The sequence below is a fragment of the Terasakiella brassicae genome (assembly GCF_014641495.1).
In the GTDB taxonomy this organism is placed as follows: Bacteria; Pseudomonadota; Alphaproteobacteria; order Rhodospirillales; family Terasakiellaceae; genus Terasakiella; species Terasakiella brassicae.
This window is the reverse complement of the sequence record NZ_BMHV01000009.1, coordinates 115,155-140,916: the sequence shown is the minus strand read 5'-3', so window position 1 is coordinate 140,916 and position 25,762 is coordinate 115,155. Positions and strand designations below refer to the sequence as shown.

Below are 25,762 nucleotides of genomic sequence, written 5' to 3'. Positions count from 1 at the left end.
CCCGATGGGCTCAACCGCTTCAGGCACCGTCAGGGAGGTGTTGCAACACCTCCCTGACAAACAAAAGAGGCAGAAAGATCATAACAAATCTTTCTGCCTCTTAATGTATAAGCCCCTTGGTACGGGCGTTACCAAGGGGCTTTTGTGTCAGCTATAAAACTGTGAGGACTTAGTCCGCTTTTCTACGCGGGCGGCGGCCACGCGGTTTGTCGGATTTGTCAGACTGTTCATCATCACCTTCGCTACGCGGACGTTTTGCGCCCACTTCGTCGGAGATGTCTTCGCCTGTTTCCTGATTAACAACACGCATGGACAGTTTGACTTTGCCACGGTCATCAATGCCGATCAGCTTGGCCCAAACTTCGTCGCCTTCGTTGAGAACGTCGGAAACTTGTGCAACACGTTCGTTTTTCAGTTCAGAGATATGAACCAGACCGTCACGTGTGCCCATGTAGTTGACGAATGCGCCGAAATCCATGACCTTAACAACTTTACCACGGTAAATTTTGTTAAGTTCCGGTTCCGCCACAATGCCCTGGATCCAGTCGATTGCTTTTTGACCGGATTCACCGTCAACAGCGGCGACGCGGATGGTACCATCGTCTTCGATATCGATTTTCGCACCGGTGACTTCGGTAATTTCGCGGATAACTTTACCGCCTGTACCGATGACTTCACGGATCTTGTCTTTGTTGATCTGGAACTGGGTAATCTTCGGCGCGTTGGACGAGATTTCGTCACGACCGGATGTAATGGCTTGTGCCATTTCGCCCAGAATGTGAATACGACCGTCTTTGGCCTGACCCAATGCGATTTCCATAATTTCTTTGGTGATGGATGTAATTTTGATATCCATCTGCAAAGACGTGATGCCTTCTTCAGTCCCGGCAACTTTAAAGTCCATGTCGCCGAGGTGATCTTCATCCCCTAGAATGTCGGACAGAACGGCAAAGCCATCGTCTTCTTTGATCAGGCCCATTGCGATACCCGCAACCGGACGCGCCAGTGGAACACCGGCATCCATCAAAGACAGGGATGTGCCGCAAACCGTTGCCATAGAAGACGAACCGTTTGATTCTGTCACTTCAGATACCACACGAACCGTGTAAGGGAATTCTTCCTTGGACGGCATCAGCGGGCGAATGGCACGCCATGCCAGTTTCCCGTGACCGATTTCACGACGACCCGGTGATTTCAGGAAGGAAGCTTCACCGACAGAGTAGGGCGGGAAGTTGTAGTGCAGCATGAAGTTTTCACGATATTCACCAGCCAGTTGGTCGACGATCTGTTCATCCTGACCCGTCCCCAATGTACAAACGGCCATTGCCTGCGTTTCACCACGGGTGAACAGGGCAGAACCGTGCGCACGTGGCAGCAAACCAACTTCGGCCACGATCGGACGAACGGTTTTTGTGTCACGCCCGTCAATACGGGATTGCGTTGCAATGATGTCGCGACGAACGATATCTTTTTCAAGATTTTTCAGGACACCACCCAAAACAACACTGGAAATTTCACCGGCTTCAACAGCATCGGCGTAGAAAGTTGTGACTTTTTCCTTCGCGGCAGAAACAGCAGCAACGCGTTCTTGTTTGTTTTGGATTTTATAAGCAGCACGCAGGTCGGCTTCGGCCAATTCTGCCGCTTTTGTTTTTACATCTTCCAAATATGCCGGGGCTTCCGGCAGAGCCCAAGGCTCTTTCGCGCAAGCTTCGGCCAGATCAATGATGGCATTGATCACATCCTGAAAAGCGGCGTGACCGAAATCAACAGCGCCCAGCATAATGTCTTCAGACAGTTCCTGTGCTTCGGACTCAACCATCAGCACGCCGTCAATTGTACCGGCAACGGCGAGGTCAAGGATGGAGTCTTCCATCTCGTCCAAAGTCGGGTTCAGCACATATTCGCCTTCGATGTAACCAACGCGGGCCGCACCGATCGGGCCCATGAAAGGCATACCGGAAATGGTCAGGGCTGCAGAGGCACCGATCATGGCAACGATATCGGGATCATTTTCCAGATCATGGGCCAGAACCGTACAGATAACTTGTGTTTCGTTTTTATAACCCGGTGCGAACAGCGGGCGGATCGGACGGTCGATCAGGCGAGATGTCAGTGTTTCTTTTTCAGAAGGGCGACCTTCGCGTTTGAAAAAGCCACCCGGAATTTTACCGGCAGCAAAAGCTTTTTCCTGATAGTTGACCGTTAACGGAAAGAAATCAATGTCGGTACGTGCCTGTTTTTGGCCGACGGCTGTACACAAAACTTTTGTTTCGCCATAGGTGACCATAACAGCACCGTCTGCCTGACGGGCGATTTTACCTGTTTCAAATACCAGCGGGCGACCGCCCCATTCGATTTCTTTACGGAATTCTTTAAACATATATCTTCCTTACATACGTACATTTTGGGCTGGTTAAGGGACCCTCCCTCAAACTTCAGCCTTTTCGCCAATCTACACCACATCGACCGATTGCGGTTTGACGAATGTGTGACATTGCCACATCTGTTTCTCTGTGAAAACAGCGATCTTTTCATTTGAAAAGACTTCTGACGTGTCAGAAAAACATATCGGTCGAAAGCAAAAAAGGCGCAACCCGTTGGCTACGCCTTTCTTCGCAAATCTTTGTCTTAGCGACGCAGACCCAAGCGTTCGATGATGCTTTGGTAACGTGCAACGTCTTTTTTCTTGGTATAGTCCAAGAGACGACGACGCTGACCAACCATTTGCAACAGACCGCGACGAGAGTGGAAGTCTTTTTTATGAGTCTTCAGGTGCTCTGTCAGGTTTGCAATACGCTTAGAAAGGATAGCAACCTGTACTTCCGGTGAACCAGTGTCACCTTCTTTAGTTGCATATTCTTTGATAACCTGTGCTTTTTCTTCAGCAGTAATCGACATCGTATACTCCATATGTAAATGTTAATAATTGAAGACACGGAACGGACGGACGAAACCATCCTCGATTTTTGCCAAGGCCAAAAGCTTGTCTTCATACATCAACCGGAGGGTTGCTGTATTCTCCAAGTCCCTGTGAAGGGGCATACCTTGACGGATCTTCCGGGCTTCTTCCTCGCTCAAAGCCAATGCCGAGATGTCGTCCAGCACGGTTTCGATCGCAAGGAGGCTTTCAGAAAGCGCGTCACTATGCACAATCTCTTCTAAAAAATCCAGAGAAATCGCGCTTTTTTCGTCGAATGGGCCGACTTTTGTGCGGCGCAAGACGGATATATATCCAAGGGTGCCTAATTTTGTTGCGATATCGCGTCCCAGGCTACGTACATAAGTTCCTTTGCCGCAATCGACCTCAAATACGGCCCGATTCGCATCGGGCATATCGATCAGTTCCAAACGGTCAATTTGAACAGTGCGGGCGGTCATTTCGATATCTTCATCAGCGCGGGCAAGCTTGTAAGCCCGTTGACCATTAATCTTGATGGCACTGAATTTGGGGGGGATTTGCTCTATGGCCCCTAAAAACGCTGGTAGGATGGCTTCAATCTCGGCTTTGCTTGGACGTTTTTCGCAAGTCGCGCTGATTTCACCTTCTGCGTCATCGGTAGTGCGGGTTTCGCCCCATGTGACCTCAAAACGATAGGTTTTGGTGCCATCCATCACAAACGATACGGTCTTGGTTGCCTCCCCAAAAGCCAGCGGCAACACACCACTGGCGAGGGGATCAAGCGTTCCCCCATGACCGACTTTTTGTGCTTTGGTCAACCAACGCGCCTTGCCGACAACGTTGTTGGACGATATTTCCAGCGGTTTGTCGATAATCAACCAACCGTGAATGGGAATACCTTTTTTCTTTCTGCCCATGAAATCCCCTTAAGCCGCAAGGGGCTTATGACAGGTCTTCTTCATCTTCATCTTCATCATGTGCAAGGTCAGCTTGAACTTTAGGATCCTGCAATAAGCGATTGATTTTTAAGGCTTCATCCAAGGATTCATCCCGCTTGAAATTAAATTTCGGGATATATTTTGTGGTTGAAACGCGCGAATATTCGTGGCGCACATGACCGCTGGCCCGGTTTAAACCATCGACAACCGCATCCGTATTGTCGCCGCCTAGATCAGAGACAAAAACAGTAGCATTGCGCAGATCTGGGCTGATGCGCACTTCGGAAACGGAAATGGAGGCGTCGATCAAATCGGGGTCGCGAAAATCGGCACGGGCGATAATTTCAGCCAATGCATGGCGGATTTCTTCGCCAACACGCAATTGGCGTTGCGTTGGTGCTTTACCGGAACGTCTGGTCATAATGGAATAGTCCTCCACACTGTGTGACCCGCAATGCAATACGGGGGGATCGGTGGAAAAAGGCCCCTGCTGAGGCAGGGGCGCTTGTTTCTTAGATTTCTTGCTCGACTTGCTCCATTTCGAAGCATTCGATCACATCGCCAACCTTGAGGTCATTGTAGTTTTCAAACGACATACCGCATTCGAAACCGGATTTGACCTCTTTTACATCATCCTTGAAGCGTTTGAGCTGGCCCAACGCCCCGTTGTGGACAACAACGTTGTCACGCAGCAGGCGAACCTTGGCACCGCGTTTGACAACGCCTTCGGTGACCATACAGCCAGCAATCGTACCAACGCGAGAGATATTGAAGGTTTCGCGAATTTCCGCGTAACCGATGAATTTCTCTTGATAAACCGGGTCAAGCAGACCGGTCATCATGCGTTTCACATCGTCAGCCGCATCATAGATGATGGAGTAATAACGAATATCCACACCATCACGTTTTGCCATTTCACGGGCTTGCGGGTTGGCACGAACGTTAAAGCCGATAATCAAGGCGTTGGAGGCACGCGCCAGTGTGATATCTGACTCGTTGATCGCACCGACAGCACCGTGCAGGACCTTAACTTTCACATCGTCACGCGTCAGCTTGTCGAATGTGCCTTGCAGGGCTTCAATGGAACCTTGAACATCGGCTTTGATAACCACCGGCAGTTCCTTGACTACGCCAGCGGCAATTTGGCTGAACAATTCTTCCAATGTACCACGACCGGAAGCGGCTGCTTTGGCAGCCTTGGATTTATTGGTGCGGTATTCAGATACTTCGCGGGCTTTGGCTTCGCTTTCCACCACAACCATTTGGTCACCAGCGGACGGTGTGCCTTGCAGGCCTAAAACTTCAACAGGTGTTGCCGGGCCAGCGGATTTTACGTGATGACCGTGATCATCAACCAAGGCACGGACACGGCCCCATTCGCTACCGACAACAAAAATGTCACCGATATTGAGTGTCCCGCGTTGAACCATGACCGTTGCAATGTTACCACGGCCACGTTCCTGCTTGGCTTCGACCACAACGCCTTCTGCCGCGCGGTTCGGGTTGGCTTTCAATTCCAGAATTTCCGCTTGCAGCAAAATGGTTTCTTCAAGACCTTCCAGATTGATGCGTTTTTTGGCAGAAACTTCCACGTCCATGACATCCCCGCCGAAACTTTCCACTTGGATTTCGTGGTTCAGCAGTTCCTGGCGAACGCGGCTCGGGTCTGCACCCGGCTTGTCAATTTTGTTAATCGCCACGATAATCGGCACATTCGCCGCTTTGGCGTGACGGATCGCTTCGATAGTTTGCGGCATAACACCGTCATCGGCAGCGACAACAAGAACGACAATATCAGTCAATTCTGCCCCACGCGCACGCATGGCGGTGAAGGCTTCGTGACCGGGTGTATCAACGAAGGAGATTTTCGCACCGCTTGCCATTGTTACCTGATACGCACCGATGTGCTGCGTGATGCCACCGGCTTCTTTATCAACCACATCTGTTTCACGCAAGGCATCCAGCAAGGATGTTTTACCGTGATCAACGTGACCCATCACGGTCACGATCGGCGCACGCGATTGCAGATCGTCGGCTTGATCTTCCGGTCCGGTCAGATCGGTTTCCACATCGGCATCGGAAACACGTTTGACCGTGTGGCCCAGTTCTTCCACGACAACTTGCGCTGTATCGGCATCAATCGTTTGGTTGATGGTGACCATCGTGCCCATTGTCATCAATGTTTTGACAACAACAGCAGCGCGTTCTGCCATACGGTTCGCCAGTTCCTGAACGGTAATGTGATCCGGTAAGACGACTTCACGTGCTTGTTTGGATTTGTCGGCATCCTGACCGCTTGCTTTCGCCTTTTGTTTTTGGCGTGCGCGCTTGACAGAAGCCAAAGAGCGTTGACGTTGTTCATCACCGAAGCTGTCCACAGACAGTTTGCCTTTACCGCGACGGCGCTCCCCTTCGCGTTTGGCGACTTCGGGTTTCTTAACTTCTTTTTTCTTCGGTTTTGCAGCGGCTTTATTGTCCGGCTTCGCAACAGCCGTCGGTGATTTTTCCGCGCGTTGTGCTGCGATGGCGGCCTCTTCGGCCAGACGGCGTGCGTCTTCTTCTGCTTTTTTCTTCGCAGCTTCTTCCGCACGTTCTTTTTCTTCACGGTCCTTTTTGGCGCGTGCTTCTTTTGCGGCTTTTTCCTGTTCGCGGCGTTCTGCATCAGCCTGTTCGCGCTTGGCACGGGCTTGGGCATCTTGCAACGCAGCGAGCGCGGCTTCTTCTTCCGCTTTTTTCGCATTTTGAAGCACTTCGGCCCGTTTGGCCATTTCGCTTTGTGTCAAATGCTTGTCAGCCATGTCAAAGTCGGTCTCTGCATGAAATGCATTTTCCGCTTGTTCTTGTGCTTGTGCCTGATCCTTGCGCAGCTCGGACATACGTCCGCTGGAGCCTTGAACAAACGTTCTTTTCTTGCGAACCTCGACAGCCACAGACTTACTGCGTCCGTGAGAGAAGCTCTGTTTAACCAATCCTGCGTCTACAGTCTTCTTCAGTTCAAGTTTGCCGGGTCGATTGAGGCTGAGCTTGTTGCTGTCGTCGCCTTTTTTATCTGTCATATCCGAGCTGTGCCTGTCTTTCGTACGTTCGCATCGTATTCTTGCCAATCAAAAACAAGATGCCTCTTTCAGTTTCATGCGTTACTCGCGAAAACCTTGCAAGCGCAAAGCCTCCACTTGGAAACGTTCGGTCAAAGGACCGGGAGCGAATCCCATATGGACCAAATGGTCCCGCCCAACAGCCTGACCCAACTCTTCAGAATCGAACAAGTCGATCAAAGGTCGGTCGCCTGCAAGGGCTTTTAATTTTGCCCGGCCATCGTCAGCGCCGTTTTTGGCCGCCAACAGAACGGAAATTCTACCGTCTTTCAGCCAGTTCCGGGTTTTTTCAAACCCGTATATTACCGTGCCGTTGCGCCGCATCATCCCAATGAGTGAGAGGCAACGTTGCACCAGCAAGGCTTCAATTCTGTCCGCCAAACCATCCATTGGCTTGACGTTCTGGCGTGCTGCACGTGAAAATGCATTTTTCGCACATGCAGTATTTACCACATCTCGCGCAGCACTCAACCATAAACCGCGTCCCGGCAATTTTGCGTCCACATCCGGCACGACAATGCCATCCGGGGAAACAACGCAGCGGATAAGTTCTTCCTTGGGTCGAACTTCTCCGCTGACGATGCAGCGACGTTCAGGGGTATCCCCCTTATTCTTCATCTTCGAACCAGTGTGCCCGTGCCGCCATGATGATTTCATTAGCAGCCGATTCACTCAGGTTCTTTTCGCCGACATATTCGCGTAGTTCATCACCTGCGAGATCGGCGAGATCATCAAGGGTCTTGACGTCATTCTCACCCAGAGCAACCACCATTGCGGCAGAAAGCCCTTCGATATTAACGAGGTCGTCAGACACACCCAATTCCTTGCGACGTGCATCCAGAACTTTATCCTGTTCTTCCAGATAAGTCAGGGCACGGGCGCGGAGTTCTTCGGCAACATCCATGTCGAAGCCTTCGATTTCCGCCAATTCCGCACGTGGAACATAGGCGACTTCCTCGATAGAAGAGAAACCTTCGGTAACCAATAGATGCGCAATGACATCATCGACATCAAGGGCTTCAATGAAGTTGGCGGACCGGGCTTTGAATTCTTCCTGACGGCGTTCAGACTCGTCAGCTTCCGTCAGAATGTCGATATCCCATGATGTCAATTGAGACGCCAACCGGACATTTTGACCACGACGGCCGATTGCCAGTGACAGTTGGTCATCGGGAACGACGACTTCAATGCGATTGGTTTCTTCATCCAGAACGACTTTGGAAACTTCAGCCGGGGCAAGTGCGTTTACGATAAAGGTTGCCGGATCGGCAGACCATTGGATGATGTCGATTTTTTCGCCTTGCAATTCAGATACAACGGCCTGAACGCGCGAACCCCGCATCCCGACACAGGCACCGACCGGATCGATGGAATGGTCGCTGGATTGAACGGCGATTTTTGCACGTGAACCGGCATCGCGGGCCACGGCTTTAATATCAATGATCCCATCGTAGATTTCCGGCACTTCCTGCGTGAACAGTTTTGCCATGAATTGCGGGTGGGAACGTGACAGGAAAATCTGCGGACCACGGTTTTCGCGGCGCACATCAAAGATATAAGCACGAATACGGTCGCCGTTTTTCACATGTTCACGCGGGATACATTCGTCGCGGCGCAACAGGGCTTCTGTGCGGCCAAGGTCAACAATGACGTTGCCGAATTCAACACGTTTCACCAGACCGTTGACGACTTCGCCAATACGGTCACGGTATTCTTCATACTGGCGGTCACGCTCTGCATCACGTACTTTTTGCACAATTACCTGTTTGGCAGTTTGTGCGGCAATACGACCAAAATCGATCGGAGGGAGCGGATCAACCAGAAACTCACCCAGTTCCGCATCTGCTTTGCGCGTGCGGGCTTGATCGACGGTCATTTGCATGTGTTCGTCTTCGACTTCTGCAACGACTTCGATATAACGGGCCAGTTTAATCTCGCCTGTTTTACGGTCGATGTGGGCGCGAATATCATGTTCCTGCCCGTACTTGGAACGACCGGCTTTTTGAATAGCCTGTTCCATTGCTTCGAAAACTTGGTCGCGTTCGATCCCTTTATCACGTGCTACAACGTCTGCGACTTGAAGCAATTCGGGGCGAGGCATTCCGCTAGATTGTTCCATCTTTCCTTACAATCCTTGTTCTTTAGACGCTGCGGCCAGCAGGTCGTCGGTGAGGACAAGCTTGGCTTTGACAATATCTTCAAAAGGAAGATCTTGGGCTTCGCCGTCCACGAGAATTTGTACATTTCCATCCACAAGGCCGACAAGGCGACCTGTGAAACGTTTGCGGCCATCGATCAGATAAGCCACTTCGACCTTGGCTTCAAAACCGGCAAACCGTTCAAAATCTTCTGCCCGCACCAGCGGACGATCCACTCCAGGTGAACTCACTTCCAGAGAGTAGGCGTCTTCAATCGGGTCATCGACATCCAGCAACGGCGAAATCGCGCGGCTGATTGCGGCACAATCTTCTACGTCCATAATTTTGCGGTCCAGACGTTCTGCCATGATCTGTAATGTCGGATGACGTTCGCCCTGCATTTGCAGGCGAACAATCGCATATCCCAGATCGGTCAGGGTGGGCGCAATAATTTCTTCAATGCGTTTAAGCGCTAAAGACATATGCAAAAAACCCTTTCCTTCAGATTGAAAATTATGTCCCGATAACAAAAAAAGCGGACCGTTGGGCCCACTTCAATCAAATCCACTAAAGTGGCTATGTATTGAGTTCGCCCTCTTTATACGCTTCTTTTGGTGAAATGCAAGGAAAAATAACAGGCGCACAGGAAAGGGCCGCTAGTAGGTCAATTGATCTTCCAACCCATTGGCGATGAACAAACCGCGCAGTTGTTTATTTTGTTTAAGCCGGTCCAGAAGCTGTTCGAATTGAGAGACATTGATGGGTGCCCCTGTGCGAACCAGTGTGCGCAAGCTGTAGCGTTGATCAAAACGATCTGAAATCAGGAGCTTGGAACGGCTTTGCGGATTTGCGTAGAAATATTTCTTTAGGTAAGACAGCGTGACAACACCGATCTCGACTTTATTTTTGAGGACGAGATCCAATATGCGCTCATGTGAATTATGTAAAACAATGTGAAAGTTTTGTCTCAGCCAATGTTGGTTGGCATTAAAATTGGCAAACCCATAATGATAGCCATTATAAGCGCTGATGGTTTTTGACGTTAAATCGTTGAAAAAGCTTTGATCACGGCCTTTCTGGTTTGCCGTCACATATTTTTCACCGCCTGTCATAATCTCTCGCGTTTGCTCAAAGCCCAGTGTCGTTTCCTGCCAGCCCCATGTGGGCATTTCAAAGAAAATGATGTCGGCCTGAGCTGTGGCAAACTGTTGATAGCGCCGGGTTGGGGATGTCATCTTTAATTCGAAATGATAATCCGTTTGGAGATTGTTGAGCAGGGCAATCAGATCGGTTGTTAACCCTGTCCGGTTATCTTCATTAAAAAAGGGCGGAAAAGGGTAAGCAAGGACACGAATTTTTGTTTGAGCTTGCGCCGGACATGCCATGAGCATGAAGAACGCTATGAGTGATAAAAGGCCAGAATGTATGCGTAAGTGATTCATGGCAGCGTCATACTCTTATATGCTAATTTTGGCAAGTACCGAGCCGTAATGTTGGTAAAAAAATAACATAGAGTTGAGAAACTGTCTACTTGCGCCTAAACCTGAGGTATATGCAGGGTTTTCCCTGTTTCAATGCTTTTTGTTCGTAACGGGTTGGCGGCCAGTCATCCGGGCGGGTCCGCCAGTCTTGCGGGCCATCGCAGATCCAATCGAATTCACTATGATTTGACAGATGATCCAGTGTCCAGTCGATGTAGGGCATGTGATCGCTGGCGACACGGAATTCACCACCGGGTTTGAGGACACGGGCAACCAGTTCCAGATTTTCGTGACCGATAAAACGTCGTTTGGCATGGCGTTTTTTACGCCAGGGGTCTGGGAACAGCAAAAACATCCGGTCCAGACTGGCATCCGGCAGGCGATCCAGTAAAGAACGCGCATCATCATCCAGAATGCGCACCCGTTCCTGTAAGTTTTGATTGTCAATATGGACGAGAAGACTGGCCACGCCGTTCATAAAGGGTTCACAGGCGATCATGCCGATGTCGGGATTGTTGGCAATTTGTGCGGCGGCATGTTCCCCACCGCCAAAACCGATTTCAAACCAGACCTGCTTGACAGGTTTTTGAAACACAGTGCTTGGATCGATTGGGCTGTCATCGTCCGGGACGTTCAAGCGTAAGGACGGCAGAAGTGTATCGACCAGTTCTTGTTGACGGGGTTTCAGTTTGTAGCCTTGGCGGCGACCAAACGTGCGCAGACGTGTGGTATAAAGTTCCGGGTTATCTGACATTTTCTTTCCACATAGCAAATGGCCCCTGTACGAGACAGGGGCCATGCATACCCGCGTTTGCAGGTAATCTCAACTGTTTTAAACCGGAATTAGAACTGGCGTTTCAGTTCGTCAACCAGATCGGTTTTCTCCCAAGAGAAGTGACCTTCTGCTGTCGGTGTGCGACCGAAGTGACCGTAAGCCGATGTTTCTTTATAGATCGGGCGGTTCAGTTGCAGGTGTTCACGAATGCCGCGCGGCGACAGGTTCATGATTTCGGCTGCAATTTTTGCCAGTTTCTGTTCGTCAACCTGTGCGGTACCGGCTGTGTCACAATAGACGGACAACGGTTTGGAGATACCGATCGCATAAGAAAGCTGAATGGTACATTTGTCAGCCAGACCGGCTGCGACAATGTTTTTCGCGAGATAACGCGCAGCATAAGCGGCAGAACGGTCAACCTTGGTCGGATCTTTACCGGAGAACGCACCGCCACCATGCGGGGCTGCCCCACCATAGGTATCCACGATGATCTTACGACCTGTCAAACCAGCATCGCCATCGGGGCCGCCGATGACGAAACGCCCTGTCGGGTTGACGTAAATTTCGCTGTCTTCCGGCAACCAGCCTTCCGGCAGAACCTCTTCGAAATAAGGCAGAACAAGTTCACGGACATCGCCCAAAGAAAGGCTTTCGTCATGTTGTGTGGATACAACCAAAGACGTTGCACGAACCGGTTTGCCGTTTTCATAAGCCAGTGTGACCTGTGATTTGCTGTCCGGGCCAAATCCGACAACTTTACCGGAATGGCGGTCTTCAGCCATGCGGCGCAGGATTTGGTGAGCATACATAATCGGGGCGGGCATTAATTCAGGTGTTTCGTTACAGGCATAACCAAACATAATGCCTTGGTCGCCAGCCCCTTCTTCTGTGTCCGTTCCCGTGCCTTCGTCGACACCTTGGGCGATATCGGCAGATTGAGAATGGATTTGCGATGTGATTTCGCAATCTTTCCAATGGAAGCCGCGTTGCTCGTACCCGATGTCTTTAATAGCTTGGCGTGTGATTTCTTTGAACTTTTCGTGGTTCATCTCGTCCGGGCCGCGAACTTCACCAGCGAGTGCGACAAAGTTTGTCGTACACATGGTTTCAACAGCAACGCGAGAATGCGGGTCGAGAGCCAAAAACGCATCAATAATGGAATCGGAGATACGATCACAGACTTTGTCCGGGTGACCTTCTGAAACAGATTCGGACGTAAAAAGATATTTGTCGAGAGCCATGATAAGCGCCTTTCGATCAAAAGTTAAAACAATGGATCAAGGGCACGATTTATCTGTAAGCCCACTTAGCGACATTTTTTGACATGGGTGCGCAAGCGATCCAAATCCCCCCATGTTCCTGCGGGCTTTTCCACAGAAATATCGAAAGGATTTGTATCAGAAATGCTTATCAGGTCAAGTGTTTTCGTCTGTTGGAATATTCTGTGTCGCAAGTACTTTTGCGAGTTCAAAAAGACGCTTGCGCACCAACGGGTTTGAAACTTTATAATAGTTTCTGACCAGTTCGAGGGTTTCGCGCCGGGTGATTTCGTCCGTTTCAAACGCGCTGACATCATTACTCAGCTGTTTATTGATGGATTTATAGCGTTGTTCGCTTATTTCGTCGGGCATCTCTTCAAAAAAATAGGCAATGGAGACATCCAGAACGCGGCTGAGATCATAAAGTCGGCTTGCACCGATTCTGTTGGTGCCCCGTTCGTATTTCTGAATTTGCTGAAAGGTCAGCCCAACGCTATCGCCAAGCTTCCCTTGGCTCATCCCCAATAAAGTTCGTCGTTGTCTTAAGCGTGCACCGACATGAATGTCGATGGGGCTTGTCTCTCCTGGCTTTTTTTTCGGCAAGCCTGCAGGTTTCGCAAGTTCGTCCATGTTCCTTAATTTCCCCAATTCGCGCACCAGTTCGGGATTATCCCGACTTTGCAGTTGGGCGGACTATAGCAAACATCCGGGCGGTAATTCAACCAGAGTAAAATGGGTTTAATTAAAAAATAACCAAGGATTGAATATTATCTTTTACGATAGATGACTAAACTGACTTGAGCGATAAGAAAGAAAAAGCCGATTAGCCCCATTAAGATAGTATCAGATGCCCTGCTTGCATAGGGGGGATTTTCCAGTCGCTTTGCCAGTGGAACGTCAATGAAACCGCGCTGTCCATAATGGAGCTGAGACAGCACACGGCCATAGGCATCGGTTGCCACAGTAATCCCGGTATTGGCAACCCGGATCAAGGGGAGACCTTCTTCAATACTGCGCATGCGTGCACTTATTAAGTGTTGATAGGGGCCGGGGCTGTCTGCATACCATCCATCGTTTGTCAGGTTTAACAACCAATGAGGGCGATTTTCTTTGTTTACAACCGAGTTTGGAAAAATAATCTCGTAGCAGATCAGGGGACTAAAGGACGGCAGCCCCTTTATCTGAACGGTCTGTAATCCATCACCCGCGCTAAAGTCGACCATGCCTGCCGTTAATTTGGGGATTGGGTTAAAGCGGCGAAAGGGGATGTATTCACCAAAGGGGACGAGATGGGATTTGTCATAAACGGCTGTGATTTGCGCCTTTTCATTGACGGCAAGCAGGCTGTTCCACACCTGAAAAGGTTCTTGCCCACGGGGCGTCATACGCGGTGTACCGGTGAGAACAGCACCGCCGGGTGGCACAACAGAGGCCACAGCCCGCAAGACATTGGGTTCGCGGTTTAAAGCATAGGTCACAGCCGTTTCGGGCCAGATAATGTGGCTGGGCCTTTTGCCGTTTGTGCTTTCTGCAAGGCTTAATTCAAGATGCTGATTAAAATTGGCGATTTTCAGATTTCTGTCCCATTTATGGGCCTGATCGATATTGGGCTGCACAAGGCGGAGCGTTATATCATCATAAAAGGTGACATTGGCATTTTGTAAACGCAGACTGCCTGTAACCCCAAATAGGATGGGAATGAGAAAGCAGGCGAGAAGGGGAAGAAACCTTTTGTTCCCTTCCAAATAGTAAAAGCATGCAGGTAGGCTTAGGGCCAAGACGCTCAACAGGCTAAAGCCGAAGGCACCGACATAGGCCGCCGGTTGCATCATCATATCGCTGAACCCCCAAACGGTCCCGGCGAGGTTCCACGGAAATCCGGTAAAAATCCAGCTACGCACCCATTCCCAGATGGTCCATGCAATCGCAAAAAGGATAATCCGGGCAAAAGCTTGCGACGATTCCTTTTGATTGCGCCACATCAAATGGGCGCACAGGGTTGTCAGGCCGATAAACAAGCCCATTGCGAAGGCAAGGGCGGGAACGGCAATGGGAATAAGCCAGCCATGTTTGCCCGCATTGACGAGAAAGGCATTGGTGAGCCAGTAAAGACCACCGCCAAAAAAACCGACACCAAAGAACCAACCGGTGAAAAAGGCTTGTTTCGCCGTTGTGCAGCGATCCAGCAAGAGAAACAGCCCGGAAAAACCGATGAAAGCCAATGGCAAAATATAAATCGGCGGCAGGGCCGCAACAACACAGAGGCCAAGTGCGATCAAAATCCCCGCTTTTTTCCAGCGGTTTTGAACGTCAAGCAAGCTTTGCAAAGTAATCTTCGGCAACTTCCAGCCCTTCCGGTGTTCCGACATGTAACCAATCGCCATCATGCACAAGGGCACGCGCCCGGCCCTTGGTAATCGCATCCTGATAGATTTCACGCAAGGACCATTTGCCTCTTGGGCGGTTGTCAAACGTGTTATGTGCCAAAATCTGTACCCCGCTAAAGACGTAAGGGGCGGTCTTGCATTCTTCGCGAAAGGCCGGGATGGAACGGTTGTCCAGCGTAAAGTCACCGGGACCACTGTACCCGATGGCCTTGGCACTGGGGAGCAAAAGCAACAACACATCCATATCCGCTGCGTTCCAGAAATCTTTCATTCGGCGCAGGGTCGGGGTTGGTCCGTTTAAGAGAACGGCATCCCCATTCAGGACAAAAAAGGCAGTTCCTTTTAACAAGGACAGGGCTTTTTGCACACCGCCCCCTGTTTCCAACGGTTCGTCTTCGTTTGAAAGCTGGATATTCATGTCTGTGCGATTTTTGAAATGGGCAGCGATTTGTTCGCCCAGGTAACTGATATTCAGGACGGCATGGGTGACACCGGCTTCTTTCAATCGATCCAAGGCACGGTCCGCCATTGTCCGCCCGGCCACCTTGATCAGGGGTTTGGGCGTATGCAGCGTTAAGGGACGCATTCGGGTGCCTAATCCCGCCGCCAGAACCATGCCGGAAGTTATGTGTTCAGACATGCGGGAATTCCTCGGGCTTCTTTGGGGACATGTTGGTCGATCCACGTTTTGACGTCTTTCAGCATTGGGTGCCTGAGTGACCTTTCCAACAAACGCCAGACACGCGGCATATGTTGCAGATAAATCGGTTTGCCGTCACGCATGCACAGGCGGGCGAAAATACCGATAACTTTGGCATGGCGTTGCGCCCCCAAAATTGCGAAGACGGTATCGAATTCTTCCGGTTCCAGTTCCGGGAAGGCGCGAGTATAGCGCATTTTCATTTCTTCAATGAGTGACGGTTTTATGTCGCGCCGGGCATCTTCGAGCAGGCTCATCAGGTCATAAATACCGGACCCTAGAACGGCATCCTGAAAATCCAGTAATCCGCAAGCCGCCCATTCATGGCGACCCGGCAGCAGCAACAGATTGTCGACATGATAATCGCGCAGCACAAGAACCTGCTTTTGATCTTGAAGATAATCAAAACAGGGTTGCCAAGCCTTAATATAACTTTCGCGCATATCATCGTTGACGTAAGTGTCGCCAAAGGCGGCTTTCATCCACCAGTCAGGTAAAAGCAGAGCTTCAGTCGTCAGTAATTCGTGATCATATTCAGGGGTATCGTCGGGCAGTTCTGCGACATCTTTGTGCAATTCAACCAGCACGTCGGTGGCTAGTTTATAAAGTTGTCGTTCATCCGCGCCGTTTTGCAAGAGCCGAGTATAGGTATCGTCGCCGAGATCCTCGATCAACAAAAAGCCGTTTTTGGAATCTTTTGCCAGAATACGTGGTGCGCTGAAGCCGTGGTCGACCAAAAAATTGGCGATCTTCACAAAGGGGCGCACATTTTCCTGTGGCGGAGGCGCATCCATTAAAACGACTTGTTGGTCATTGCGGTTTAAACGGTAATATTTGCGAAAAGAGGCATCCCCGGCCAGCAAGGGACAATCCACGCCGCCCCATCCGTTTTCTTCTAAAAAACGTTGGCGTAATTTTTGGCGATCAGACAAGGGCAATCTCCTTGAGGCGCTCGATCCAGCGACCTTGTGACGAAAATTCAAAATGCCGGGCGTTTTGGTCTGCCGGGTTATGGGAAATTTTGATGTTTAGGCAATCCCACGGCAGATACGCCCCCAGTTTGGAGGGCCATTCGATCAATGAAATCCCATCGCCAAAGGCTTCCTCGATCCCCAGTTCTAAACCGTCTTCGGGGGCATCAAGGCGATACATATCGAAATGATAAAGCTCACATGCCTCGGTCTCATAGATTTGAACGAGGGTAAATGTCGGGCTGGGGACTTCTTCATCCGGGGTGGTCATGGCGCGGATAAAGGCGCGCGAAAAGACGGATTTCCCAACCCCTAAATCCCCATGCAGCGCGATTACATCACCGGGTTGGGCAATGGCAGCAAGGCGCTGGGCAATTTCTTCGGTTTCGTTTTGGTTTTTGATTTCTATTTTCATGGCAACTTAATACTAGACTTCGGCCTCTTTTTCATCGCATTTTAGGGCCAATTGGTTCGTAAATTCTTAAAAGGTTAAAATCAATGACTGAGATGCAGAAAACTGACGTTGCCATCATCGGCGCAGGCCCGACCGGACTGTTTGCCGTGTTTGAATGTGGTATGCTGAAAATGAACTGCCATGTTATTGATGCGCTGGACATGATCGGTGGGCAATGTACGGCCATGTACCCGGAAAAACCAATTTATGATATTCCCGCCCATCCGTCCATTACAGGCGGTGATCTGATTAACAAGCTGGAAGAACAGGCGGCTCCTTTCAATCCGGTTTATCATCTTTCGCAACAAGTGAGCAAACTTGAAAAGCAGGAAGATGGCAGTTTTAATCTGGAAACCGACAAAGGGACACAAATCAACGCCAAGGCGGTTATCGTTGCCGCCGGTGTCGGGGCGTTTGGCCCAAACCGTCCGCCGCTGGACGGGTTGACCCAATATGAAGGAAAATCCATCTTTTATATGGTGCGTAAACGCGAGGATTTCCGCGATAAACGCATCGTGATTGCTGGCGGTGGTGACAGTGCGGTTGATTGGGCACTGTCTTTGGCCGATGTTGCGAAATCCGTGCAGGTTGTTCATCGCCGCCCGAAATTTCGCGCGGCGCCGGAAAGTGTTTCCCAGATGCAACAATTGGCCGCAGATGGCAAAATCGAATTGGTTGTTCCTTATCAATTGGACGGATTGAAAGGTGATGGGGATCAGTTAAGGGCCGTTGTTGTCAAAGATTTCGACGGTAATACGCGCGACCTCGGCGCTGATGTCATGCTGGCCTTCTACGGTTTGTCGCAAAATCTGGGCCCGATTGCAGAATGGGAACTGGAACTGGATAAAAAACATCTCAGTGTCCATCCAACATCTATGGCGACCAGCTTGGCCGGGGTGTATGCCGTGGGCGATATTGTGACGTATGAAAACAAGCTCAAACTGATTTTATGCGGTTTTTCCGAAGCGGCAATGGCGGCACGCTCCGCCCATGCTTACGCATATCCTGATGAAGAACTTCATTTTGAATATTCGACGTCTGTTGGTGTACCCGGCGAATAAGGCGGTGTTGTTTTGAGGGCGGCAACAATTTTGTTGCCGTAATGCTGGCGGATAATTCTGGCAATGGTTCCGTCCTGTTTCATCTCGCGAAGGGTATGTTGCCAGAGTTGGACTTCTTTTATACTGACGCTTGGGTTTGTTGCCAGATAAAGGGGGCCAACGGTATAGGAAAAAGTTGTTTTGATAAAGGGTTCCAGATTAAGCCTGCGCATATTTTCCAGCCCGTAGATGTCCCAAATCAACCAACCGTCGATCCGACCATGTTGCAAGAGTTTGCTCAACGACTCACCGGTTGAGGACAACACAACATATTTGCGCAGCTCCGGCAGGTTACGCGTGATGACATCGGCAACAGATCCGCGCAAGACACCAATGCGTTTTCCAATCAGGTCGTCCATCTTCTGATATTGGGTGTTTGTGCCGCTCATAATCAGGAAGGTGAGGTTCAGCGGAAGAATTTCTTCTACCCAGACATACTGATCTTCGCGTTCCGGGACACGGGTCAACGGGGCTATGGCGGCTCCGGGGATGCGTTGTGCATTTTTTTGTGAACGTATCCACGGCCCGGCATAAAGGGCAACTGGACGTTTCAGCCTTCGGGCGGCCTCGTTTAAAATATCCGGGAAGGCACCGATATAGCCAATCGCCGTTTTTTCCGCCAGAACGCCTTCCGGCAAATGAATGGATGTGATTTCATTTGCATATGTTCCAGCGGAAAAAAACAGAAAAATTGCAGAAACGAAGATACCTTTTAAACGCAAATATTTGACCTGTAGCCTGTTTAGATAGATTCCATATGATAGACATTTCTACCATTTGTTACATTTTTTTGTAATTTATCTAATAGGATAAGGTGACTGTTTTTGCTTATGACGCAAGGGCTTCTTCAATAGCTGTTTTGTCCAGCCCATGCTTTCCGATAATCACAAGTTGACTGGTGCGCGGTTCGTCATTTGCCCACGGGCGGTCGAAATAGCGTTGGAAACGCGGTCCTACACCCTGCACGACATGGCGCATCGGTTTACCGGGGACATCAAGGAAGCCTTTGATCCGCAAAATATCATGGGCATCGACAAGCGCCAGCAATTTGTTTTCCAGATCGACCGGGTCTGCAATCGGACCAAGCGAGACAGAGAAACTTTCAAATTCATCATGGCTGTGGTCGTGATGATGGTCATGGTCGTCATCATCATCGTGGTCATCGTGTTCGTGATGGGAATGGCGATGATGCAAGTCGTCTTCCGCCGCCGCATCCAACCCCAACAGGATGGCCGGGTCAACCTGACCATGATCGGTTTCAATAAATTTGACATGGTCACGCACGCGGGCCTGTAAATCGGATTTAATTTCTGTCAGGCGTGTAGCTTCGACAAGATCGGTTTTGTTCAGCAAGACCATATCGGCGCATTGCAACTGGTCTTCGAACAATTCTTCCAACGGGTTGTCGTGATCCAGACTTTCATCGCTTTCACGAACCTTTTGTATGGTGGCTTCATCATCGGCAAAACGCCCCATGTCAACGGCATGGGTATCAATGACGGTGACCACACCATCCACGGTTACACGGGTTTTAATCTCGGGCCAATTGAACGCTTTGACCAGCGGTTTGGGCAGGGCAAGGCCAGAGGTTTCAATGACAATATGGTCCGGCAGATTGTCGCGTTCCAAAAGGGCTTCCATCGTTGGCAGAAATTCATCCGCGACAGTGCAGCAGATACACCCATTTGCCAGTTCAATTACATTGTCGTTGCCATCTTCGTCTTCACAGCCTGCAATGCCACACCCTTTAACCATTTCGCGATCAACACCCAAATCACCGAATTCGTTAATCACCAACGCAATTTTTTTACCATTGGCATTTTCCAACAGATGGCGGATCAAGGTGGTTTTACCGGCGCCTAAAAAACCGGTAATGACAGTTGCAGGTATTTTCATGGGTTATTCTTTCATGATGAGGGGAAGTCCGGCTGCGACAAATATCACACGATCGGCGGTTTGCGCTACCGTTTGATTAATTTTGCCTGCCAAATCACGAAATTTTCGCGCCAAGGCATTATCGGGCACAATGCCCAGTCCAACTTCATTGGATACCAGTACAATGTCCTGTTTTGCCATTTTCAGGGCACGACAAAGCTGTTCGGTTTCCTGATCGATATCGGCTTCCATCTCCATCAGATTGGACAGCCACAAGGTCAGACAATCGGCGAGCAGGGGTTTGTCTGTGTTGGCTATGATGTCGTGAATTGCGACCGGTTCTTCAATGGTGTGCCATAGATCGTTGCGCCGGGCCTGATGAATTTGCACCCGTTCCGCCATTTCCGCATCCCAAACGCGCGAGGTGGCAAGGTAGGTCCCACCGCCTAAATCCTCGATTATTTTTTCTGCATAAGCCGATTTCCCGGATCGTGCGCCACCTAAAACAAGTGTAATCATTTATCCGATCCTGACGGCATCAATATAAAAACTGGGGTGGAGATATTCGGCTTGGGCGTCAATCAGGCGGAGTTCGTCGCTATCATGGCGCAGTGTGTCATCGATAATACCGTACAGGGTCGAGGTTGCCAGTTCTAATGCCTGCTGCGCTGTTTCACCGCGCAAATGATGGGCAAGAAACAGGGCGGCGAAGGTGTCGCCGGTGCCTTTTGCCCGCAAGGCCCGTTGTGGAACGGTGACACGCCAGGCACCCTGGTCACTGACAATGACATTGGACAGGGTTGGGGTGTTGCCTTTTCGCCCGCGCAACGAGGTGATTAAAATGGTTTTTGGCCCGCGTGCGCGCAGGGCATCTGCCGCAAACATGGCATCGCTTAAGGTCTCTTGCGAACGCCCGCTGAGGTATTTCAGTTCAAAAGCATTAGGGGCGAGAATATCCGCATGCTGGACTAATTCATCGCGAACAAAGGCCGCGACTTCATCTTTGACATAGAGGCGGCGTGTCATATCGCCAACCACAGGATCACAAAAATAAAGGGTGTCTTTGTTAATACCTTTGATGCGTTCAACCGTTTCAAGGACGAATCGCCCGGCTTTTACGTTGCCAAGATAGCCCGATAAGATTGCCTCGCAATGGGCGAAATGATCCAGATTGTCGATCCCGTCGACCATCGCACGCATGGTTTCAATGGGAACCGCAGCACCGGCATGGGAATCGTAACCCGGATGGTTTGAGAACAAAACAGTCGGGACGGCCCAGACTTCAAAACCAAGGCGTTGCAAGGGAAAGACGGCAGCCGAATTTCCGACATGACCAACGGCGACAGAGGATTGAATTGATAAGATGCTCATACGCTTACATTCTTTTAGGCTGTTTTCTTGCAGTTATACCCCATCATGCGGGCTTGCCAATGAGAAACTTTTGTTTATATTTTTCCGCAATTGCGAAATAACAGAAAACTTAACTGCAAAGGAAATAGTCCAATGGCTGCAACAGCACGTCCTCGTCGTAGTGTCCTCTATATGCCGGGTTCTAATGCCCGTGCACTGGAAAAGGGGCGTACCCTTCCCGCTGATGGTTTGATCCTTGATCTTGAAGATGCCGTCGCCCCGGATGCCAAGGAAGTCGCGCGCCAACAAATTGTAGATGCCGTCAAAGAAGGCGGCTACGGCATGCGTGAAATTCTTATCCGGACAAACGGTTTAAACACGCCGTGGGGCTATGACGATATCGTTGCGGCTTCTACATCCGGTGCGGATGCGATTTTATTGCCGAAGGTGGAAAGCGCAGACACGGTTCGTCAGGTCGAAGCGATCATGGATGGCGCCGGTGCCCCTGCCGAGATGAAAATCTGGTGCATGATGGAAACCCCGCGCGGTATGCTGCATGCCGAAGAAATTGCCGATTCGACCGATCGTATGGGCGGTTTCGTGATGGGAACCTCGGATTTGGCGAAAGAATTGCGCTGTGCCCATACCCCGATGCGGCTGCCCTTTATGATGTCTTTGAACGTTTGTATTTTGGCCGCCCGCGCTGCCGGTATTGCAATTCTGGACGGTGTTTATCTGGATCTGTCCGATGATGAAGGTTTTGTGGAACATTGCAAGCAGGGCCAAGAGCTCGGCTTTGACGGGAAAACGTTGATCCATCCGAAAACAGTTGCAAAAGCCAATGAAATCTTTGGTCCGTCCGATGCGGAAGTGGAATGGTCCAAAAAGATTATTGCCGCCCATGCGGATGCGGAAAAAGAAGGCAAAGGCGTGGTCGTCGTGGATGGCAAACTGATTGAAAACCTGCATGTGGTTACCGCAAAACAAGTGGTGGCACAGGCAGAAGCAATTGTGAAGATGGAAGCTGGCGCTTAAATCGCTTTATATATCTGATTTAAAAAGGCTCCTGTTGATGCAGGAGCCTTTTCTTTTGATTGAAATCGGCTAAGCTGGCCCTTATGAAAAAAGAACTGACACTCAGCGAAGCGATTGCCTATGTCTTGTCCTGTCTAAGCCGTGGACAAGTACAGGATGCACGTAATTTATTGATGAAGTTGCCACAAGACAACGTGCATGTTTTGTTGGCACACGCCCGATTGACTTATGTCGAAGGCGATAATCAACGCGCGTTTGAGATGACAAACCGGCTTTTGTCTGCCGGGAATGAAACGTGCGAAACGATGGCCTTTATGTGCTATCTGCTGGCAAAAACCGGCGAGACGGCACAGGTGCGCCCGTTTTTGGCCCGGTTGGAAGATAAAACGTCTGCAAGTCCACAGTACTGGGGGGATTTGGCTGTTGTCTTTTACATGGGAAAAAACTATGTGGCGGCCCTGCAATGTGCGCAACGTTCTTTAAAGGACGACCCGGAGCGGGTTGAAATTTGGCGGGTTTTGGGCGCGGCACAACGCGATAGTGGCAATCCACGTGCTGCCATTTCCTCTTATTTTCGTGCCTTGTCACTGGATCCCATGCATGGGGAAAGTTACCTGCATTTACACGTTTTCTTTGAAGAGATCGGCGAGTTTGACAAGGCGGCTCATTTTCTAAATCTGGCCAAAGCCTATGGTGTGAATAATCAACAATTGGCCTTGCGCGATGCCCATGTTTTGCTGAAACAGGGCCGTTTGAAAGAAGGCTTTCAAAAATATCGTGTGCGTTATGACGGTGTGAAAATTTCAAATTCGAGTCCTGAAAGCCGTGTTCCTGTATGGAACGGAGAAGAGATTACAGACAAAGATATTCTGGTTTATTGCGAGCAGGGTGCAGGCGATGTTATTCAGTTTTCACGTTTTCTTATTGAACTGGCGGCACGTGGGGCGAAGGTCACTTTTTTGTGTCGCAAAAGTTTATGCCGTTTGATTGCGCAATCTATCCCGCAAATTACGGTCTGTGAAACGGTGGAAAACCCGAATGCTTTCGATTACCAGTCTTATCTGATGGATTTGGCAATCTTTATGGATATCAGCGTGCAACGTATGCCTCACCGTGAGGGATATTTACGCGCGCCTTATGACGGATTTCAAGGTTTGCAGACAAATGAGAAACCCAAGATCGGTTTTGCATGGCACGGGGGGGCGGCACATTTGCGAGATCACTTGCGATCTATTGATCTGGGCCAGTTTGCCGATCTGTTTACATTGGCGCATCTGGATTGGGTTTCTTTACAGGTGGATGCAAACGCCCCACTGCCCAAGGGCGACCATTTGATTGATGTGACAGATCGTCTGCAGGATTTTGGGGATACAGCCGCGTTAATTGCCAAATTGGATCTGGTGATCAGTGTGGATACAGCCGTTGCCCATCTGGCGGCGGCAATGGGCAAGCCGGTGTGGTTGTTGCTGGATCAATGTGCGGATTGGCGCTGGCAGGAAGAGACAACGCACAGTTATTGGTATGACAGTATCCGTCTGTTCCGCCAGCAGGAATTTGGCAATTGGCAACAGGTTTTAAAGACGGTTCAAACGACCTTGAGAGAGGAATATTCTTAAGAAACCGTCTCGTCATTTTCGATATGGGCCTTCAGGGCGACTTTCTGTTTGCCTGCTTTGTCTTTATTCACCAATTGGCGGAAGTCTTTTTCAACGGCTTTTGAGGAAAAAGAGGCAAAGCGTTCGGCAAATTCAGTGCGCACAATTTCTTTTTTGCTCATAAAACCTTCAACCAGGACCCCCATTGACATGAAGACTTGCGGTCGATCTTCGCCGTCCTGCATCATCTGAGCCGAGAAATCATGTAATTTTCCCGCCTGCACATCCAAATCCTGAAAATCACCGAGGTTTTCCTGCAAGCCTTTTAATGTTTTGACCAATTCACTGACCTGGTTTGCAGGGTAAAGACTGGCGAAAAATTCTAACAGGTAACGCAGTTTTTTGCAGGTTTTGCGCAAATCATGTAAGGCTGCGGCCGGGGTGTCTTCGTGAATCGCGCTGCCTTCTGCGATAACGCGGGTATAGGTTTTCCAGATACGTTTGTCGGCAATGGTACCGATTTCCTGTGCGGCAACCGGGGCACTGGGACGTTGGGGGACCGGTTTGTCCAAAAAGGCCCGCCATTTCACCAAAAAATCGCGAAAACGACGACTGTTGAGGTTGTCAATCAGTTCGTGGCGGGCCATTTCATGTTGTTTTAACAGGAAGTAATATAAGGGTTGCAGGTTTTCCTGTTGTTGCGGGGAAAGCTGGTCCCGGTATTTCGGATAATCCAGAAGATAAACATCCAGATCACGCACCGGGGTTGTGATGGAACCGATCCACGCCAGTTCCTGTGAAAAACGATCTTGGATACTGGGGGGAAGAACCCCTTTCAAGCGACTGAGGGCGCTGCGCGAACGGCGAACGGCAACCCGCAAATCATGTAAAAATTCCGTATCGGTGTTGGCAATGGTGCCGTCAATGTTGGTTTCAATTTGTGCAAGTTGGTCTTTTAGAATGGTCTTCAAGGCCTCATCGGCACGCATATCACGGTCCAGCTTGATCTTTAATTTACTGGAATAATCCATCGGAGTTTTCCCGATATTTTCCATGATTTGTCCAAAAAAGACTTTCTGACTGGACGGTGTCAGTCCTGCAAAACGGGGTAAGGTTTTGGCGAAATCTTTTTCGTATCCTTTCAGACATTCAATACGCAGACGACAGCCCAATTCCAGCATTTTACGCCGGGGGGCCGGGCGTTGGAAGTTGACTTCAACAACAAGACGGATACGCACACGCCCTTTTTTATCTTCGACATGAATAATGATCTGTTCGGATTTAAGCTGCGCCAAGGGGATAAGCGCACGTAACCCAACCATTTTGGCAATGGTCTTTTGCATCTTTCCAGCGGGGATATCGTCAGGAAAGACCGGAAGGTGTTCGACGGTTTGAGGGGCTGGTGTTTTTACCCCTCGTTGATCAGTCATGATCCGTAAATGGCTTGCATCGGTTTGTTCGTAGATGAATGAGATATCGTTACGGCACAAGGCCCAGTCAAAGGTATCAAGATAGGTTTGTTCAACCACCTGTTCCCCTGACTTTTGTCCTTGGGCCAAGGTTGCAACGATGCTGCTCCATTCCTGCGCGCTATGTTCATTTCCAAGTGCGTAGTATCTGGTTTCTACGATCATTGTCCCGCCTTTCCCCTCTGCATGTCACAAGAGTGTAACATTTTAGCGGGTATGATAGCAAAGTCATGTTACA

Annotated in this window: 24 protein-coding genes; 3 read left to right on the top strand and 21 right to left on the bottom strand. The window is 50.0% G+C overall.

The window, feature by feature from the left end; translation table 11 throughout:
- Positions 1-169: 169 nt before the first annotated feature.
- The 16 genes from pnp to tsaE form a co-directional block, all read right to left on the bottom strand.
- A complete protein-coding gene (gene pnp / locus IEW74_RS08145) occupies positions 170-2,383 on the bottom strand; it encodes a polyribonucleotide nucleotidyltransferase (protein WP_188663667.1) in 2,214 nt (737 codons plus the stop codon).
- A 248-nt stretch (positions 2,384-2,631) separates the two neighbouring features.
- Positions 2,632-2,901 carry a 30S ribosomal protein S15 gene (gene rpsO / locus IEW74_RS08140; RefSeq protein WP_188663665.1) on the bottom strand — a complete coding sequence of 90 codons (270 nt, stop codon included), beginning with the start codon at positions 2,899-2,901 and terminating at the stop codon, positions 2,632-2,634.
- Between the two features lie 21 nt (positions 2,902-2,922).
- Complete coding sequence (gene truB / locus IEW74_RS08135; RefSeq protein ID WP_188663663.1) at positions 2,923-3,819, bottom strand: tRNA pseudouridine(55) synthase TruB; 897 nt, start codon at positions 3,817-3,819, stop codon at positions 2,923-2,925.
- Positions 3,820-3,844: 25 nt separating this feature from the next.
- Entirely contained in the window at positions 3,845-4,261 is a 417-nt protein-coding gene (gene rbfA / locus IEW74_RS08130) for a 30S ribosome-binding factor RbfA (RefSeq protein WP_188663661.1), read from the bottom strand.
- 91 nt (positions 4,262-4,352) lie between these two features.
- Complete coding sequence (infB, locus tag IEW74_RS08125; protein ID WP_188663659.1) at positions 4,353-6,896, bottom strand: translation initiation factor IF-2; 2,544 nt, start codon at positions 6,894-6,896, stop codon at positions 4,353-4,355.
- Between the two features lie 81 nt (positions 6,897-6,977).
- Complete coding sequence (locus tag IEW74_RS08120) at positions 6,978-7,553, bottom strand: RNA-binding protein (RefSeq protein ID WP_188663657.1); 576 nt, start codon at positions 7,551-7,553, stop codon at positions 6,978-6,980.
- Positions 7,543-9,054 carry a transcription termination factor NusA gene (nusA, locus tag IEW74_RS08115; protein WP_188663655.1) on the bottom strand — a complete coding sequence of 504 codons (1,512 nt, stop codon included), beginning with the start codon at positions 9,052-9,054 and terminating at the stop codon, positions 7,543-7,545. Before nusA ends, IEW74_RS08120 begins: the two co-directional genes overlap by 11 nt.
- A 6-nt stretch (positions 9,055-9,060) precedes the next feature.
- Positions 9,061-9,555, bottom strand: coding sequence for a ribosome maturation factor RimP (gene rimP, locus IEW74_RS08110; RefSeq protein ID WP_188663653.1), 495 nt, complete (start codon positions 9,553-9,555; stop codon positions 9,061-9,063).
- 174 nt (positions 9,556-9,729) lie between these two features.
- Entirely contained in the window at positions 9,730-10,464 is a 735-nt protein-coding gene (locus IEW74_RS08105; RefSeq protein WP_188663651.1) for a transporter substrate-binding domain-containing protein, read from the bottom strand.
- Between the two features lie 136 nt (positions 10,465-10,600).
- Positions 10,601-11,308 carry a tRNA (guanosine(46)-N7)-methyltransferase TrmB gene (trmB, locus tag IEW74_RS08100; protein WP_188663649.1) on the bottom strand — a complete coding sequence of 236 codons (708 nt, stop codon included), beginning with the start codon at positions 11,306-11,308 and terminating at the stop codon, positions 10,601-10,603.
- Positions 11,309-11,397: 89 nt separating this feature from the next.
- Positions 11,398-12,570, bottom strand: a complete 1,173-nt coding sequence (gene metK / locus IEW74_RS08095) for a methionine adenosyltransferase (RefSeq protein WP_188663647.1) — start codon at positions 12,568-12,570, stop codon at positions 11,398-11,400.
- A gap of 174 nt (positions 12,571-12,744) precedes the next feature.
- A complete protein-coding gene (locus IEW74_RS08090; protein WP_188663645.1) occupies positions 12,745-13,218 on the bottom strand; it encodes a helix-turn-helix domain-containing protein in 474 nt (157 codons plus the stop codon).
- Between the two features lie 137 nt (positions 13,219-13,355).
- The gene (lnt, locus tag IEW74_RS08085) at positions 13,356-14,957 is read right to left on the bottom strand and encodes an apolipoprotein N-acyltransferase (protein WP_188663643.1); all 1,602 of its coding nucleotides are present in this window, start codon (positions 14,955-14,957) and stop codon (positions 13,356-13,358) included.
- The gene (locus tag IEW74_RS08080) at positions 14,899-15,615 is read right to left on the bottom strand and encodes a nucleotidyltransferase family protein (RefSeq protein ID WP_188663641.1); all 717 of its coding nucleotides are present in this window, start codon (positions 15,613-15,615) and stop codon (positions 14,899-14,901) included. The genes lnt and IEW74_RS08080 overlap by 59 nt, the downstream gene beginning before the upstream one ends.
- Entirely contained in the window at positions 15,600-16,607 is a 1,008-nt protein-coding gene (locus IEW74_RS08075) for an aminoglycoside phosphotransferase family protein (RefSeq protein WP_188663639.1), read from the bottom strand. Before IEW74_RS08075 ends, IEW74_RS08080 begins: the two co-directional genes overlap by 16 nt.
- Positions 16,600-17,061 carry a tRNA (adenosine(37)-N6)-threonylcarbamoyltransferase complex ATPase subunit type 1 TsaE gene (tsaE, locus tag IEW74_RS08070; protein WP_188663636.1) on the bottom strand — a complete coding sequence of 154 codons (462 nt, stop codon included), beginning with the start codon at positions 17,059-17,061 and terminating at the stop codon, positions 16,600-16,602. The genes IEW74_RS08075 and tsaE overlap by 8 nt, the downstream gene beginning before the upstream one ends.
- Positions 17,062-17,144: 83 nt before the next feature.
- On the opposite strand from tsaE, the gene IEW74_RS08065 reads away from it, so the two are divergent.
- Positions 17,145-18,161 carry an NAD(P)/FAD-dependent oxidoreductase gene (locus IEW74_RS08065; RefSeq protein WP_188663634.1) on the top strand — a complete coding sequence of 339 codons (1,017 nt, stop codon included), beginning with the start codon at positions 17,145-17,147 and terminating at the stop codon, positions 18,159-18,161.
- Here IEW74_RS08065 and IEW74_RS08060 read toward each other — a convergent pair.
- The 4 genes from IEW74_RS08060 to pdxY all read right to left on the bottom strand — a co-directional run bounded on the left by IEW74_RS08060 (position 18,119) and on the right by pdxY (position 21,446).
- The gene (locus tag IEW74_RS08060) at positions 18,119-18,922 is read right to left on the bottom strand and encodes a substrate-binding periplasmic protein (protein WP_188663632.1); all 804 of its coding nucleotides are present in this window, start codon (positions 18,920-18,922) and stop codon (positions 18,119-18,121) included. The genes IEW74_RS08065 and IEW74_RS08060 overlap by 43 nt on opposite strands.
- Before the next feature lie 106 nt (positions 18,923-19,028).
- On the bottom strand, positions 19,029-20,096 hold the full coding sequence (cobW, locus tag IEW74_RS08055) for a cobalamin biosynthesis protein CobW (RefSeq protein WP_188663630.1): 1,068 nt from the start codon (positions 20,094-20,096) through the stop codon (positions 19,029-19,031).
- A gap of 3 nt (positions 20,097-20,099) precedes the next feature.
- Complete coding sequence (gene cobU, locus IEW74_RS08050) at positions 20,100-20,594, bottom strand: bifunctional adenosylcobinamide kinase/adenosylcobinamide-phosphate guanylyltransferase (RefSeq protein ID WP_188663628.1); 495 nt, start codon at positions 20,592-20,594, stop codon at positions 20,100-20,102.
- On the bottom strand, positions 20,595-21,446 hold the full coding sequence (pdxY, locus tag IEW74_RS08045; RefSeq protein ID WP_188663625.1) for a pyridoxal kinase PdxY: 852 nt from the start codon (positions 21,444-21,446) through the stop codon (positions 20,595-20,597).
- 132 nt (positions 21,447-21,578) lie between these two features.
- Here pdxY and IEW74_RS08040 point away from each other — a divergent pair, with 132 nt between their 5' ends.
- Positions 21,579-22,460 (top strand): HpcH/HpaI aldolase/citrate lyase family protein, encoded by an 882-nt coding sequence (locus tag IEW74_RS08040; protein WP_188663623.1) that lies wholly within the window; start codon positions 21,579-21,581, stop codon positions 22,458-22,460.
- 59 nt (positions 22,461-22,519) lie between these two features.
- Positions 22,520-24,076, top strand: a complete 1,557-nt coding sequence (locus tag IEW74_RS08035; RefSeq protein ID WP_188663622.1) for a glycosyltransferase family 9 protein — start codon at positions 22,520-22,522, stop codon at positions 24,074-24,076.
- Here the strand turns inward: IEW74_RS08035 and IEW74_RS08030 are convergent.
- Complete coding sequence (locus tag IEW74_RS08030) at positions 24,073-25,689, bottom strand: CHAD domain-containing protein (protein WP_188663620.1); 1,617 nt, start codon at positions 25,687-25,689, stop codon at positions 24,073-24,075. The two genes, IEW74_RS08035 and IEW74_RS08030, sit on opposite strands and share 4 nt — an antisense overlap.
- Positions 25,690-25,762: the final 73 nt, after the last annotated feature.